At 60.3% G+C, this 15616-nt stretch carries 12 protein-coding genes and 3 pseudogenes; 6 read left to right on the forward strand and 9 right to left on the reverse strand.

The genetic code is table 11. From position 1 onward, the window contains the following. The first annotated feature begins 42 nt into the window (after positions 1-42). Positions 43-861: an aldo/keto reductase gene (locus A4G99_RS23870; RefSeq protein WP_066148887.1), complete on the forward strand. Its 819-nt coding sequence runs from the start codon at positions 43-45 to the stop codon at positions 859-861. Between the two features lie 88 nt (positions 862-949). Here the strand turns inward: A4G99_RS23870 and A4G99_RS23875 are convergent, their stop codons facing one another. Continuing rightward, on the reverse strand, positions 950-1594 hold the full coding sequence (locus A4G99_RS23875; RefSeq protein WP_066148945.1) for a TetR/AcrR family transcriptional regulator: 645 nt from the start codon (positions 1592-1594) through the stop codon (positions 950-952). A gap of 195 nt (positions 1595-1789) precedes the next feature. Between A4G99_RS23875 and A4G99_RS23880 the strand changes: the two genes are divergently transcribed. Continuing rightward, complete coding sequence (locus tag A4G99_RS23880) at positions 1790-2650, forward strand: ABC transporter ATP-binding protein (protein ID WP_066148890.1); 861 nt, start codon at positions 1790-1792, stop codon at positions 2648-2650. After that, on the forward strand, positions 2647-4194 hold the full coding sequence (locus tag A4G99_RS23885) for a hypothetical protein (protein ID WP_066148892.1): 1548 nt from the start codon (positions 2647-2649) through the stop codon (positions 4192-4194). The genes A4G99_RS23880 and A4G99_RS23885 overlap by 4 nt, the downstream gene beginning before the upstream one ends. Before the next feature lie 96 nt (positions 4195-4290). Here A4G99_RS23885 and A4G99_RS23890 read toward each other — a convergent pair whose 3' ends face one another. The 4 genes and pseudogenes from A4G99_RS23890 to A4G99_RS23900 form a co-directional block, all read right to left on the reverse strand. Beyond that, positions 4291-4908, reverse strand: a complete 618-nt coding sequence (locus A4G99_RS23890; protein ID WP_255359206.1) for a purine nucleoside permease — start codon at positions 4906-4908, stop codon at positions 4291-4293. Positions 4909-4997: 89 nt separating this feature from the next. Beyond that, positions 4998-5222, reverse strand: a pseudogene (locus A4G99_RS29230) (phosphorylase); the annotation flags it as partial. Between the two features lie 8 nt (positions 5223-5230). Next, positions 5231-6809: pseudogene (locus A4G99_RS23895) on the reverse strand (acetolactate synthase large subunit). 98 nt (positions 6810-6907) lie between these two features. Next, on the reverse strand, positions 6908-7474 hold the full coding sequence (locus tag A4G99_RS23900) for a hypothetical protein (protein WP_066148894.1): 567 nt from the start codon (positions 7472-7474) through the stop codon (positions 6908-6910). 330 nt (positions 7475-7804) lie between these two features. Between A4G99_RS23900 and A4G99_RS23905 the strand changes: the two genes are divergently transcribed. Beyond that, on the forward strand, positions 7805-9577 hold the full coding sequence (locus tag A4G99_RS23905) for a cbb3-type cytochrome c oxidase subunit I (RefSeq protein WP_082838051.1): 1773 nt from the start codon (positions 7805-7807) through the stop codon (positions 9575-9577). Next, a complete protein-coding gene (locus tag A4G99_RS23910; RefSeq protein WP_066148898.1) occupies positions 9577-9789 on the forward strand; it encodes a DUF6684 family protein in 213 nt (70 codons plus the stop codon). Before A4G99_RS23905 ends, A4G99_RS23910 begins: the two co-directional genes overlap by 1 nt. Here A4G99_RS23910 and A4G99_RS23915 read toward each other — a convergent pair. Both A4G99_RS23915 and A4G99_RS30165 read right to left on the reverse strand, forming a co-directional pair. Beyond that, positions 9757-11031 (reverse strand): MFS transporter, encoded by a 1275-nt coding sequence (locus A4G99_RS23915; protein WP_066148900.1) that lies wholly within the window; start codon positions 11029-11031, stop codon positions 9757-9759. The two genes, A4G99_RS23910 and A4G99_RS23915, sit on opposite strands and share 33 nt — an antisense overlap. Positions 11032-11090: 59 nt before the next feature. Further along, positions 11091-12114 (reverse strand): annotated as a pseudogene (locus A4G99_RS30165) (Gfo/Idh/MocA family protein). Positions 12115-12325: 211 nt separating this feature from the next. Between A4G99_RS30165 and A4G99_RS23925 the strand changes: the two are divergent. Further along, complete coding sequence (locus A4G99_RS23925; RefSeq protein ID WP_066148902.1) at positions 12326-13396, forward strand: phosphotransferase family protein; 1071 nt, start codon at positions 12326-12328, stop codon at positions 13394-13396. Between the two features lie 16 nt (positions 13397-13412). On the opposite strand, the gene A4G99_RS23930 is transcribed toward A4G99_RS23925, so the two are convergent. Together A4G99_RS23930 and A4G99_RS28280 are read right to left on the reverse strand one after the other, a co-directional pair. Next, positions 13413-14936: a glycosyltransferase family 39 protein gene (locus tag A4G99_RS23930; RefSeq protein WP_223302220.1), complete on the reverse strand. Its 1524-nt coding sequence runs from the start codon at positions 14934-14936 to the stop codon at positions 13413-13415. 220 nt (positions 14937-15156) lie between these two features. Next, positions 15157-15585 (reverse strand): ABC transporter permease, encoded by a 429-nt coding sequence (locus A4G99_RS28280; RefSeq protein ID WP_223302221.1) that lies wholly within the window; start codon positions 15583-15585, stop codon positions 15157-15159. Positions 15586-15616 lie beyond the last annotated feature (31 nt).

Below are 15616 nucleotides of genomic sequence, written 5' to 3' on the forward strand. Positions count from 1 at the left end.
TCCGCCAGTCGATATTTAGGGTTGTCCGTCCACCAACAGCACATGGAGTACGAGACGATGGGCGGCGAGGAGATTCCGAAGATAGGCCTCGGAACGTGGCGGATGGAAGGTGGGACGTGCCGCGATGCGGTCTCGACGGCGCTCGACCTCGGCTACCGACACATCGACACCGCACAGGCCTACGGCAACGAGCGGGAGGTCGGGCAGGCCATCGAACACTCGGACGTCGACCGCGATGACGTGTTTCTGACGACGAAGGTGTGGCCGATGCACCGCAAACGGACCGACATCGTGAACTCCGTCAACGAGAGTCTCACGAAGCTCGGTACCGAATACGTCGATCTGTTGCTCATCCACTGGCCGAACCCGCTCGCCTCGACGGGAGAGGTGATGCGGACGCTGTCCGACCTCCAGAACGACGGGTTGACGCGACACATCGGCGTGAGCAACTTCGGCGTCGAGCAGTTGGAGGAGGCTCGGAACGAGGCCACGGTGGACGTGTTCACCGACCAACTCCAGTTTCACCCGTTCAACCCGCAGGAAGAGCTACTGGAATACTGCCAAGAGAACGACGTGCTGTTGACGGCCTACAGTCCGCTCGCACACGGCGGAGCCATGCACGACCACGTGCTCACTGAACTCGGCAAGAAGTACGACAAAACGCCCGCACAGGTCGCGCTTCGATGGGTGACACAACAGGAGAAGGTGGTCACGATTCCGAAGTCCACGAGCGAGGAGCACCTGAAACAGAACCTCGACGTGTTCGACTTCGAATTGACCGAAACGGAGATGGCGCTGATCGCCCGCCCGTCCCGCCTCCGAACCGGACTCTCGATGGTTCGCGGTCGATTGGGGCGGTAATTTCCGTTCGGTATCTCCGTCGAATCCGCTCCACTCAGCAGTTCTACAAGCGGAACATCAGCCATAGAGAGATAGATCGTCGGCGTTCTCAGTCGCTTTCGGTATTCCCAGCAGGATCGTTTACCCAGCCCTCAGACAGCAGCCCAAGTATGAATATTCGTATCAGTGAGTCTTTGAACTGGGAATAACCGCTCCAACCGTAGCTCTCGTGACCCTCTTTTTGAGCGACTACCAGTTCGAGGACGGACAACAGCTCGATGACCATTTCGGGAGTGAGATCGCGGATCAATCCGTCGCACCGTGCTTGAATATCTTCGATTAGCGGTGCGATCCGACGGATAACGTTCGCTTTTACTTCTTCGACTTTCTGCGCATCAACCTCTCGGAGTATCTCCAGCGGTGCTTCATGGCTCCGTAATAACAGCGGTCGTTTCTCGAACTCGGTGGTCCACGTTTGGAAGAGTCGTTCGAGTTGTCGCTCGGGAGCTTGTAATTCCTTCAACTCGGCTTCGACGACATCGATTACCCCGTCTTGTTGTCTGTGCAGAACCTCCACATAGATTTCTCCCTTCGTGTCGAAGAAACGGTAAAACGTACTTTTTGCGATCCCCACCGGTTCAGTAATGTCCTCGATAGTGGTTTTCTGGTAGCTTAGCAACGTGAACAGTTCTTGTGCAGTTTCGATCAGCTGTTCTCTGATCTCCTCTCGTTCCTCGTCACTGAAGTTGTGCATACTTCTACCACTAGTGATGTGAGTGATGACTATATTGTTCCTCATTCACGATCGTATGACCGAAATGGATATACAGTTATGAGTCCAAGCAAGTGGTATGCACCGGACGCGAAATCCCTCGATACGATCTATAAGTGGAGTTCTCGAAAACGAGGACACAGCGATTTTTACGTCAGGTAGTCCGGAGCGGGTTCTATGAGCGTCATCGAAGCCGAGGACCTTCGATTCACGTACGCTGGAGCGAACTCACCAACATTAGAGGGACTGGAGTTCGATGTCGAACCCGGAGAGATATTTGGATTCCTCGGACCGAGTGGAGCGGGGAAAACCACGACCCAGAAAATTCTGATCGGACTGTTAGACGACTACGAAGGGAGGGCGACCGTGTTTGACCGGGAAGTTCGCGACTGGGGACCCGAATACTACAAACGAATCGGAATCGCTGCCGAGACCCCAAACTTGTATCATAAATTAACCGGACGGGAAAATCTCGAACTGTTCGCGTCGCTCTACGGCGGCGCGAAGCGAGACCCGTTCGAGTTGCTCGACCGAGTCGGAATGGGCGATGCAGTCGATCAATTCGTCGAGGAGTACTCGAAGGGCATGCGGATGCGATTGAACTTCGTCCGCGCACTCGTTCACGAACCGGAGTTAGTGTTCTTCGACGAACCGACCGCGGGCATCGATCCGACGAATGCAAAAGAAGTCAAGAGTATCATAGAGGAGTACAGGGACGCGGGGAATACGGTTTTCCTCACAACTCACGACATGAGCGTCGCTAGCGAGTTGTGTGACACTATCGCGTTCATGATCGATGGTCGCCTTCCGGTCATCGATGCTCCCCGAGAGCTCAAATTGGAACACGGCCAAGCGGCAGTCCGTGTCGAATTCCGGCGGAACGGAGCACTCGAATCCGCGGAATTCCCGCTTTCGAATCTCGGGACGAACGAGGCCTTTCAGGAGTTGTTGCAACGAACTCGCGTCGAAACGATTCACACGGAAGAGGCGACGCTCGAAGATGTGTTCCTCGACATCACTGGTGAAACCTTAGTATGAGTTCGAACCACAATGAAGTGGCGGAGAGTAACAAATCGGGGTCGAGTTCAGTTCAAACCCCGCTACGGGCGATGGTTCTCGCGGATATTCGCTTGCAGGTCAGATATGGGTTATACCTCGTGTACGCCATCTTGACGGGTATTTTCATCGTCGGACTTCAACTGCGACCGGCCGGACTTCGAACTGATCTCGGGGTACTCGTAATCGTCTCCAATCCCACGAGCCTCGGTTTCTACTTTATCGCCACATTGATCATATTCGAGAAGACCGAGGGCGTGTTAGACGCGTTAGTGGTCTCGTCTCTCACCGTCCGTGATTATCTCCTCTCAAAAGCAGTTACACTGTCCCTCATTGCGATCTCATCGGGAGTTCTCATCGCGCTCTTCGTTCGGAGTACGACACCGAGAATAGCGATACTGATTATCGGAATTGCGCTTTCGGCACCGCTGTTCGTGTTCATCGGGGTGATCGGTGTCGCGCGGTTTGATTCGATCAACCAATACTTCCTCAGCTCTGTCGTCTGGGCAGGCGTCCTGTTCGTTCCACCGATATTCGGTTATCTCGGCTTCGTCCACAGTCCACTCCTGTACTTACTCCCGACGAAGCCAGTACTACTCATCGTGGAGGCGGGATTCCGTCCAATTGCTCACTGGAAGCTCCTCTACGCCATCAGCTATCTGCTGATCGGTGATGTCGTCGCATACAAAGGGGCAAAATTGGCGTTCGAAAAGTACATCGTTCGCGGCGAGACGAAGCGTCCGAGCGTTGGATTTGGTGGACGTATCTCGACGAGACAGCGAGGAAATCGGGAACTAGTACCGTCATCCCCCTGGAAAGCGATGGCTCGTGCGGATTTCAGAAACCTAATTCGAGATCCGTTGCTCTGGTTCACGTTTCTCACACCACTTTTACTGGCGCTGATGGTGAGATTCGGTGTTCCCTGGCTTGCGACTATGGCCGGGCCAGCGATACCGTTGCATCAGTACTATTCGCTCATCGTCGGTTCGATGGCGTTGGCTGCGCCCGGCATCTTCGGGTTCGTCATCGGAATAATCGTCCTCGAAGACCGGGAACAGAGTGTACTCACGGCCTACGTAACGAGTCCGCTCTCCTCCACCGGCTATCTCGGGTATCGATTCACGACCACCTATCTCCTGAGCGTTATCGTCACGATTCCCACGGTTTGGTTGACCGGTCTTATTCCGGTCCCGCCAGCGATCATCGTCGGGACCGCAGCAGTCAGTTCCCTCACCGCACCGCTGTTCGCCTTCTCGTTGGGCGCAGTGGCCTCGAATACCGTCGAGGGTATCGCGGTGAGTAAATTTGCTAACATCATCATGTTGGGACCGTCCGCGGTCATCGCATTGGTCCCCGAACCGATTCAATTTGCCATCGGAGTGCTTCCGATGTATTGGCCGGTAAAGGCGTTCGTCGTCGGCGTCGGGGGAGGCGGAGAGTGGATCGTTTATCTCCTTCTCGGTGTGTGTAGCCACGGTATCGCCATTTCCGTTTTTGGATGGTGGTTCATCAGGCACGCAAAATAGAGCGATATCGCCGATGGAGTATTTTAGTTTGTAACGGGACGAGAACGGACGGCGTCTGGTGAGCGAACCGCTTTTCACGGCCGATACGAACGGCTTTCAGTCCGATTCCCCGCCGACGGCGCGGAGTTCGTCCACGATGGCCGCTCCGACGCTGACGACGTTGTCCAGCGTGGCGTCGAACGTTTCCTTCTCCACGCCGTCGTGGAGGCTCTCCCGAATCGACTGGCCGTCGTACGGCCGGTCGAAGTTGACGACGCCGCGGACGCTCAGATATCTGTCCAGCAACCCGAATCGGTCGAGGGCAGTCGCGGTTCCCATCTCCTCCATCTCCGTCGTCGCGTAGGTTCCCGCGTCGTACTCGTCCACGAGCCACTGAGCCTGCTCGGCGACCGTCCCGCCGTGCCAGAACTCGTCGCTACAGAGCGTCGTTCCGACGGCCACGCTCGGATCGGACCGCGCGACGTCCGTCGAGTAGTGATCCCGATACGCCCTCGAAGCCCCCGAATCGCGTAGCTCGACCGATTTCCCGGCATCGAGGGCCGTCGTCACGAGTTCGTCGTTCAGGTGATAGACGTAGTCGTGCGGTCGATACGAGAACGGTTCGAGGGGGTGAGTTCGTTCTTCCTCCGTTTCGCCGTCACGGGCCGCCCAGCGATGTTTCTTGTCCCAATCGACGATGGCGTCGGCGACGAACACCGACCCGAGCGTTCCCACGTCCGGCGGCGTCCCCGCGACGCGACCGTGACGAAGTACGCCGAAGAGCAGTCGAATTTCCGCGAAGCGAGGATGGCGGTCACGGTGGCCGCCGCTTCCGGTTTCCCCATCCCGGTTGACGTGATTCCGATGCCGTCGTCGGTGTAGTAAACCGGCATGTTCGCGCCGGGGACCGACGCAGAGTTCTCGAACTCGTAGGTCGAGAGCCACCGTTCGAACTCGTCGGGGAGGTCTTTTTTCATCTCGAAATCGTCCGCCGCGAAGGCGGGCAACAGGAGTACGTCGAGCGAAATCGGCCCCTTCGTCTCCGTCATACGCGAACTCACTCCACCGGAATCTCGACCAGCGTCATGCCGTCGCTCTCGACGGCCTCGGTCAGCGCTTCCTCGATCTCGTCCCACGTCTCGGCCGACGCCGTCGATACCGAAGCTCTCGGCGAACTTCACGAAGTCGGGGTTCGTGAGTCCGGTGCCGAAGTGTTCGCCGAACTCCTCCTCCTGTTCCTCGGTGATGAGTTTGTACTCGTCGTCGTTGAAGACGATGATGGTGTAATCGCAGTCGAGGCGAGTCGCCGTGTCGATCTCCGCGCCGTTCATCAGGAATCCGCCGTCACCCGTTGCGACGACGACCTCGGAATCGAGCGCGAGGTCCGCCGCGAGGCCGCCCGGAACGCCGATACCCATGCTGGCGAGGCCGTTCGAGACGAGGACCGTGTTCGGTTCGTAGGTCGGGAAGTCCTGGGCGATTGCCATCTTGTGACTGCCGACGTCCGAGACGAGCACGTCGTCGTCCACCCGCCATCGCCTCGCGGAGGACGGGGAGGACGTTTTCCACCGAAACCGGGTCGTCGGCGTCGGGCCACCGCGTCGTCTGTTCCACGAGCGCTTCGCGCTGTTCGCGGTACCATCCGGCGGGACAGGCGACGTCGAGTCGGTCCCGAAGCGCGTCGAGTCCGGCGGAGATGTCACAGACCAGTTCGACGTTCGGGTTGTAATGTTCGTACACCTCGGCGGGTTCCGAATCGAGGTGGACGACGTCCTTGTCGCGGTCGGGGTTCCAACTCTCCGGGTCGTGTTCGGCGATGTCGTAGCCCAGCGTGAGCACGCAGTCGGCCTCCCGAATGGCGTCTTCGGCTTCGCCGTTTTCGCCCGAGTCGAGCGTGAACAGCGAATGTTCGTCGGCGTCGAGAGCGCCCCTTTTCCCATGTACGTCGCGGCGACGGGGATGGCCGTTTCCGAGACGAACTCCCGAAGGCTTTCGGCGGCCTGCTCCCGAACCGCGCCGTTACCCGCGATGACGAGCGGTCGGTCGGCGTCCTGGAGCAGTTCGACGGCGTACTCGACGGACCGTTCGTCGGGGTCGGAACGGCGGACAGGACGACGGGTGACGAGCGGTTCCGCGTCCGTCTCCTCGGCCGCGACGTCTTCCGGAAATTCGAGGTGCGTCGCGCCGGGTTTCTCGTATTGGGCGAGTTTGAACGCCTTGCGCACCGATTCGTTGATTATCTCCGGATCGCTCAGTTGGGTGTTCCACTTGGTCACCGACCGAAACGTGTGGATCACGTCGATGAGTTGGTGGCTCTCCTTGTGGAGTCGTTCCAGTCCCGCCTGCCCGGTGATGGCGACGACGGGACTCTTGTCGAGGTGGGCGTCGGCGACCCCCGTCAGGAGGTTCGTCGCGCCCGGGCCGAGCGTCGAGAGACAGACGCCCGCTTTCCCGGTCACGCGCCCGTGTACGTCGGCCATGAAGGCCGCGCCCTGTTCGTGTCGTACCGGGATGAACTCGATGTCGGAATCGCGGATGGAAAACAGCACGTCGCCGAGTTCCTCGCCCGGCAGGCCGAAGACGTACTCGACTCCCTCCGCTTCCAGACACTCCACGAGTAAATCGGATGCCTTCATCGGTCGAAATAGGACGACCGAGGATTAGTGCCTGTTGGCAGTTCCGCGATTAGCGCTCCTTGGTAGTTCTGCGATTGTGCTCCTTGCCAGTTCCGCGATTAGTTCCCCTTGGAAGTTCCGCAATTGCACGGTGCGACGCTATCGATGGCGAGCAGGCGACAACCGCTGCCCGTTTCCGCTTCGAGGAGCAGGTTGCAGTCGTTGCGGCGCAGTTCGAGGGCACAACTGTTGAACCGCACCACCGTATCGTTGTCCCCATCGTTATCGACGTCCTCGACCGTTAGGTGACACGGACTCGCCGCCCGACCGTCGGTCTCCGCGAGGAGACCTTCGATGTCGGAACAGGAGACCTGCTTCCACCGCGGATTGCGGTACTTCTGGCAGGTCGGCGTGTCGAACGTTGCTCGCGTCGAGGACGGCCGCAACCGGATGCTCTCGGGTTTCACGTTCGGCCACCCGATGTAGACGGTGAACACTTCGTTTTTCCTCGCGTCGATCCTGTTCGGGCAGCAACCGGGCTTCACGTCCATCCAACAGGTCTTACAACACTCGGTCGCGCTCGCCGCACCGATGGCCGACGAACTCCCAAAAGCGGTGCCCGCGACGGCGAGGCCGCTTCGTTTGAGGACGCTTCGCCGGGTCCAGGTGTGTCGTTTCGGTTCCATGTGAGTCGAGGGAGAATGGGTATGCGATATGTTACCTTTTTTGACCGTCTCGGAGAGAGGTCTTTCGTCGGATACCCGTCGGCGTTGGTCCACGGACGGATCGATCGACAAAATGGGTGGGGCCGGTGACGGAGGTTTCCTCGTTCGACCCGTGAAATCGAGGCGGTCGAGCGAAACCTCCCGTTTCGGTGATCCCCTCTCCAACGACACTTCTTTTCACGTGACTATTCACGTCGTACACAATTCAGGTCATAGATGGGACCCGAGTCGTTCCGGAATAAATGACAAACCACCGAAACGAATTACTCCTTTCCGACCGACTGTTTGACGATGGCAGCGTTCAGCACATCATTGGCGCTCACCATTCTGATGGGTGTGTTCCTCATCGCGGTCTTCTACTTCATCCTCCAAGTGGAAGATTGGCGGTCGTACACACCCACTGGAGGGGGGGTGAGGCAAGGCGGAGAGCAACGAACCGGTTACGAACAGAAGCCATCGGGGGTGATACGCTGGCTGACGACCGTCGATCACAAGGATATCGGCATCCTGTACGGCGTGCTCGGGATGATATCGTTCGCGTGGGCGGGCGTCGGCGTCATGCTGATGCGGGTCGAACTCCTGAAGCCGGAATCCTGGATTCTCACGGCCACGGAGTACAATGCCCTGATGACGACGCACGGACTGACCATGCTGTTCCTGTTCGCCACCCCGATGATATTCGCGTTCGGGAACTACTTCGTCCCGCTGCTCATCGGCGCGGACGACATGGCGTTCCCGCGACTGAACGCCATCGCGTTCTGGATGCTCCCGGCCGGTGCAGCCCTCATCTGGGTCGGCTTCCCGCTCGGCGCGCTCGGGACGGGAATCCAGCCGTCCCAGACGAGTTGGACGATGTACACGCCGCTTTCCGTACAACAACCGAGTCCGGCCACCGACCTGATGCTCCTCGGATTACACCTCTCCGGCATCAGCACCACGATGGGTGCGATAAACTTCATCGCCACCATCTTCACCGAGCGCGGCCCGAACATCGGCTGGGAGAACCTCGACCTGTTCTCGTGGACGGTGCTCACGCAGGCGGGTCTCGTCCTCTTCGCGTTCCCGATGCTCGGGAGCGCCATCATCATGATACTGCTCGACCGAAACTTCGGGACGACGTTTTACGCTCCGACCGGGGGTGGCGGACCGATTCTGTGGCAACACCTGTTCTGGTTCTTCGGCCATCCGGAGGTGTACATCATCGTCCTGCCGCCGATGGGACTCGTGAGCCTCATCTTACCGCGGTTCGCGGGTCGGAAGCTGTTCGGGTTCAAGTTCGTCGTCTACTCGACGCTGGCCATCGGCGTCCTCTCGTTCGGCGTCTGGGCCCACCACATGTTCGCCACCGGCATCGACCCGCGACTCCGACTCAGTTTCATGGCCGTCTCGCTGGCCATCGCGGTGCCGAGCGCCGTCAAGACGTTCAACTGGATCACGACGATGTGGAACGGGAACCTCCGTTTGACCGCGCCGATGCTGTTCATGATCGGGTTCGTGCAGAACTTCATCATCGGCGGCGTCACCGGCGTCTTCCTCGCCGCAATTCCCGTCGATCTGATACTCACCGACACCTACTACGTGGTCGGTCACTTCCACTTCCTCGTGATGGGGGCCATCGCCGTCGCCCTCTTCGGAGCGGTGTACTACTGGTTTCCCCTCGTCACGGGACGGATGTACAACAAATCACTCGCTCACTGGCACTTCTGGCTGACGATGGTCGGGTCGAACGTGACGTTCTTCGCCATGCTGTTCCTCGGCTACGGCGGGATGCCGCGCCGGTATGCGACCTACCTTCCACAGTTCACCACGTGGAACGAAGTGGCAACCGTGGGGGCATTTATCCTCGCCATCGGTCAGGTCATCTTCGTCTGGAACATCGCCCAGTCCTGGCTCGACGGGGCAAAAGTCACGACCGGCGACCCGTGGCAGTTGGAAGACGAAGGGATGCTCTCGCCCGAATGGGCGTGGTTCGAGAAGAAGCAGGAAACCGCCCTCGCGGCGGACGGTGGCGATGACGGCGGGCGAACCGACGGCGGATCGGACGGCACGGGAGGTGAGAACTGATGTCCTACTCTCCGTTCGACCGTGAAACCCTCCTCGACATCGTGGTGAACATCGTTCCCCTCGTCATCCTCGGGTTTTTCTTCCTCCTCTTTTTCTTCTATACGCCGTACCCGCGGAACCTACTCTACCAGTATCTGAGTCTCATCCTGGTAATCGTCCCGTTCGCTCTGCTCGCACTGCTAACGTGGGTCGCCGCCCGTTACGTCGGATAACGGCGACGTCACGCGGCGCTCCACCAGCGCGGTCACACCGGCCAAGAGCGCTCCACCTGCCATCGTGACCGCGAGGAGACCGAACGCAACCCCGAACCCGGCAGCGTCGGAAAGCACCCCGACGACCGCGGGGGCCAACGCACCGACACCCATCAGAATCGTTCGGGCGATGCCGAGGCCGCCACCGGCGACGTCCTCGGGAATCGATGCCGCGAGGTACGCCCCCCTGATCGGTCGAAATCCGTGGCTACCGAGTCCGAGCGCGACGACGATAGCGCCGAAGACGAGCGCGCTCGCGTTTCCGACCACCGACAGCGCACCCAGTGCGCCCGCGGCGACGGCGAGGACGGCCATCGCCAACGGAAGCCGTCCGATCCGGTCCGAGAGGTCGCCGGTAAGGATCTGAACGAGACTCACGGCGAACAACAGACTGTAGACCAGCGACGCCGTCGAATCCGAGAGCCCATGCGTGGTGAGATAGAGCGGGAGAAATGCGACGACGCCGTTGTACGCGAAGCTGAAGCAAACCGTCACGCCGACGAACAGCGTGAACCGGCGACTTCGAAACAGCGCGAGGTAGCGCCGCGGTTCGAACGACCCCGTCGATTCCCCGCCGTCAGTCGCGCTCGCCGCGGACGCCGATTCGGCGTCCGCGGACTCCCTCCGGCGCGGAACGTACACGAGGACGCCAGCCGCGAGCAGGAGTCCCATCGCCGCCCCGACGAGGAAGAGCGCGTGCCAGTTTCCAATCCCGGTGACGAACAGTACCGCCGTGGGTGCCGCCACGCCGCCGAAGGCACCGAGCGTGTCGAACAGGCCGAGCGCGCGGCCGGTTCGCTCGGAATAGACGCGCGAAAGCAACCGGATTGCGACGGTCTTGTGGACGCCCGTCCCGAGGCCGACGAGGAGCATGCCGACGATGAGGACGACGAGCGGGATGTGAAATCCGAGCACCAGCGCTCCGGCGGCCGCGAGCACGGCCCCGACGGCGATGACCTGGACGGCCCCGAACCGGTCCGCGAGGACGCCGCTGGGAAACTGCATGAGCGAGTAGCCCAACATCGTCGCAGTGAACACCCCGCCCAGAAACGCGTTCGAGACGCCGAACTCCGTCCGGAAGGTGGGAAACAGCGCCGGAAACGAAAAGCGGAGGAACTTCGCCAGAAACCAGATTCCGGCCGTCAACAACAGCGTGTCGTACTCCGACACGCTCGAAAGCCGATTCCACGCTCGGTTCGTCATTGTCGAGTGTCGTCACTCGAAGGAGAAAAAACGGATGAAAGCGGCGAGGTAAACGACCGTCAGTCGAGGTCTATCGACACGCGCTCGCCGCTCCGGGCCGACTCGTAGGCCGCTTCGGTGAGCGCGGTTACGGCGTACGCGTCCCGCGCGGTCGCTGGCGGCGTCGCTCCGCTCTCGATGCAGTCGATGAAGACGGCCGCCTTCTCGTCGCTCAGCTTGTGGTCGATGTACGGGACGATGACCGTGCTGTCGGCACGGATTTCGGTCAACTGCCGGGGTTCCCACTGTCGGCCTTCGAGGTAGACGGCACCGTCGTCGTCCCAGATGTGGATGTGCTCGCGGACGCACGGCGCGTCGCTGAACACCGAAATACTCGCCGAGGCACCGTTCTCGAACTCGACGGTTAGCTGAGCACACTCGTCCACCCGGTTCTCGTCGTCGGCGAAGGTCATGTTCGCCTGGACGGAGGTGGGCGTCAGGCCCGTCGTCCAGAGGACCGCGTCGACGAGATGGCTTCCCGTATCGTAGAGGTTGCCGCCGCCCGAGAGGTCGGGGTCGGTTCGCCACGCGTCCTCGAACCGGGAAATCCAGTTCTGCGTGATTTCCGCGGTGATGAAGTTCGGCGACAGGTCGGTTTCGGCCCATCGGTCGCGCGCCTCGACGAACGCCTCGTTTCGTGCCGCTGGTAGCCGACCATCAGCACTTGATCCTCGGCCGCCTCGCTCCGCTGAACGACTTCGCGGGCCTTCTCGCGGTCGGTCGTGAGCGGCTTGTCACAGAGGACGTGAAGCCCCTGGTCCAGCGCGTCCATGATCTGTTCGTAGTGGAAGACGTGCGGCGTCCCGATGAGCACCGCGTCCAGTTCCTCCTCGTCGAGCATCGCCTCGTGGCTTTCGTAGCGCGCGCCTTGGCCGACGTAGAGGGCGTTTCCGGCTTCCTCCCGCGCCGCTCGCTCACGTCCGCGATGGCGACGACGGTCGAACGTGGGTCCTCCTCGAACGCACGGCCGACGGTCGTTCCGATGAATCCGCCGCCGATGACGCCGACGCGTACCTTTTCCGACTGTGGTGAATGTCCTGACATAAGTTACTCCGGTTTGAAGAAATCTGTACGACCCGTGGATAGGAAGGGTCACGACTTATCTTTCACGGCAGTCGAGGCGGAAGTTCTTCAGGCCAATCATGAGTCGCAGCAGGTCCGTCACTCCGGTAACAGGACGGCAACGCATGCGTTGTCATCTCACACTTACGGGAGACTTTTGCTGGAGGGTGTATTCCGTCACGTTACGGCAGAAATGAAGACGCTTGCACTCGAATCGTATCTCGCGGCGGAACTCGGAATCGACGTGGACGAAGTCGATGTACTCGCCGACGGGCTCAATTTGATTCTCGGGATTTCGACCGAGGACGATGAAAAGTACGTGGTACGCCGGGAAACCAAGTTGCGGGACGCTAGTTACATGACCGACGTGGAGACGGAGTACAAGGTGATGCGACGACTCGCCGATACGCCGATACCGATGCCGCGACCGCTCGCGTTTTGTGACGACAAATCGGTTCTCGGCGGTCCGTTCTTCGTCATGAGCGCCCTCGACGGCGAAACGGTCTCCTTAGGGTCCGACCTTCCCGAACGGTTTCGGAATCCACGGTCTCGGGAACGGATAGCCCACCAGTTGATTGACACACTCGCCGACGTTCACTCGCAGGCAGTCGAACCGTTCGCGGATGTTTGTGAGCGGCGGACCGCACGGGAACAAGTCGAGAATGCCGTCGAACGGCTCGACGCGGCGACGAGCGTGACGGAACACGACGTGCCAAAACTCCAGTCCGCTGGAGAATGGCTTCTGCGGAATGCTCCCTCGCATTCAAAAACGACCCTCATTCACGGAGATTTCAGGCCGGGAAACGTCCTTTTCTCGAACTCGAATCGTCCCGAAATCACCGGGGTTCTCGACTGGGAATCGGCGAAACTCGGCGACCCGCTGACCGAACTCGGCTATCTCCTGCTCCGCTGGCGTGACGAGGGGGACCCGACGCTATCCCTCGACGAACTCGAAGCGAAATATCCGAATCACGACTCGATACGGGAGTTGCGCGAGGACAACGAGAACGGACTGGCCCCGTTCACGGCAAAGCCCGGCAGTCCGACCAGGCGTGAGTTGGTTGCCCGCTACGAGGAACGAACGGGATTCTCATTCAAACACGAACGGTTCTATCGGGCGCACGCGGCATTTCTGCTGGCGGTGGTGTGGGAGGACCTTCACCGCCACGATGTCGAATCCGGGACGGAACCGGAAGAGGACCCCTATATCGAGTACATGGGGATAGTAGCGAACAGCATCATCGACGGTGAATTCGAACTGTAGCGAATCCGTCGGGCGCTCACACCGGCATCGGTCCGCTCGGGCCGGGACCCGACGGATACCAACCGTCAGCCATCTCGAAGACGGCGACGCCGTCGTTCTCGAACACGAGATGATACTGCGGCGACGACTGCATCGTGGACAGCATCATCGACGGTTGGGTGTGACGCATGCCGCGAATCGTGTACGCCCCCTTCGGCACGTAGACGTACTGTGGGTGAACGTCCATCCGCATCAGTTTGCTCGTCAGCGCCGCGGCGGTGTGGCTCCGGGATAACGTCCGGAAGTGATGTAACTGATAGCGATACTGCTGATGGCCCTTCCACTCGACGCCCCACGGCCCGACGGCGATGGTCCTGTGTGTCTGCTGTGGGAACCACTCCGCCGCGTCGCCGAGGACCACGAACTGCGCCGATGGGTCGGTGTTCGTGCTCGCCCACGACATCGCCTCCACGTCGTTGTTATCGACGAACCCCGGCAGCGACGGACTGCCAGCGTGAGCGTTCAGTCCGCCCGTCGCGTACAACATCCCGCCGCTGAGGCCGATGGTGGCGAGCAACACGACCGAGAAGGTGACGATTTCGTTCCGACCGACGGACGCCGATTTCCGGATCCATCGAAGGATGCCCTCGAAGATAAACCGGGCGCTGATGAGCGCCCCGATGAGGAAGACGAATCGAGCCTCGTCCATCGTCGCCATGATGACGACCAGCCACGCGGGGAGGAAGTACTCCTTCCGCCAGACCAGCCAGAGACACCCGACTACGGGGAGCAAGTGCCACGCCGAGAGGAACGGCGGTTCGTGTATCTGCTGCCTGAGGAGCGCGTACAACGCCGGAACCGCACCGCCGAGGCCGCCGTGGGTTCCGGCCGCGCCGCTGAAGACGGACGAACCGTGCATGGCGATGACCGACAACCACCACGGTGCCGTGAGGACGAGGCCGCCGAGACCGACGATCAAGCCGTAGCCCATCCCGCGAAGCGACCTGTCGAACCGCGCGTAGAGCAGGAGAAAACTGATGACGAAGAAGATGGTGTACATCGGGTGAGTGAGCACGGTGAGCGTGAACGCGATGAGTGCGGGCGCGAGCCATCGTTCATCCCCGTCACGGAAGAGGTGTAATCCGGCATATATTCCCACCAGCGAGAACAGCATCGCCGGGGCGCGAACGATACCACCGGACGAGATGTGCCACTGGAGCACCGGCGGACTGACGGCGACGATGAGCGTTGCGAGCGCCGCTTGCGGGCGCGAACCGAACAGGTCTCGCGCAAGGAAGTAGAGCGGGACGAGATACGCGACCGAAACCAATCCGGGGAGAAACCGGGCGATGGTGAACGCATCCAGATGCGTCACGTTCTGGAGCAGAGCCACCACGTAGAACATGAGCGGCGGGTACGCGAACGGGACGCCAGCAGGGGTGTAATTCGGAATCGTCTTCGGCAGAACGTAGCCGTTGGTCTGTATTTGTTCGGCGATGTGAAAGTACAGTCCGGCACCGAACGACCCGTACGGATGTGTCCCGATATAGAAATACAGCACACAGACACCGGCTAAAAGCGCGGGAATGAGCCATGGTAACTCGTAGCTCAACCCTCGTGATTCCTGCGTCGTTTTCGAATCCGTCTGATGACTAGCCATAGTGTGTAGTGGGGAGCGACCGCTCCGAAGCGGAGGAGCGGCCGGGTTCTCGTTCGGAGAAAACTATCGCAGGATTCACTCTTTGTTATCCAGTGGCTATCCGCGAGATAGCAAGCAATACCTACGATGAAGGGAAGGTAGGTACGGGTTCCGTACTGGGTAACGCGCTGTTGTGCAGCGACCGATTTTCCGAACGAACGGCGAAAAAACAGTTCGCTCCGTCGCGGTCGTTTTTGGAACCGCTGAAACAGTTCACGTGAACGGTTTGAGCGGCCAAGGTCGCCCAAACGTCCTCTCCCAGCGGTCCAACACCCGTCTCACTCGTAGCGGAGCGCGTCGATGGGGTCGAGTGGGACGCGTCCCATGCCGGATAGATTCCCGCGACGATGCCGACGAAGACGCCGACCACCACCGCGATGCCGAACCACTCCACCCGGAAGGTGAGCGGAAGCCCGATGAGTTGTGCGGCGACGTAGCCTCCCAGGTACCCGACGAGCGCACCCAACGCGGACCCGAACATGCCGAGGAGTATCGCCTCGAACAGGAACAACTGGAGGACGTCGGTGCTCTCCCCGCGCCGA

The organism is Haladaptatus sp. R4 (assembly GCF_001625445.1).
Lineage (GTDB): Archaea > Halobacteriota > Halobacteria > Halobacteriales > Haladaptataceae > Haladaptatus.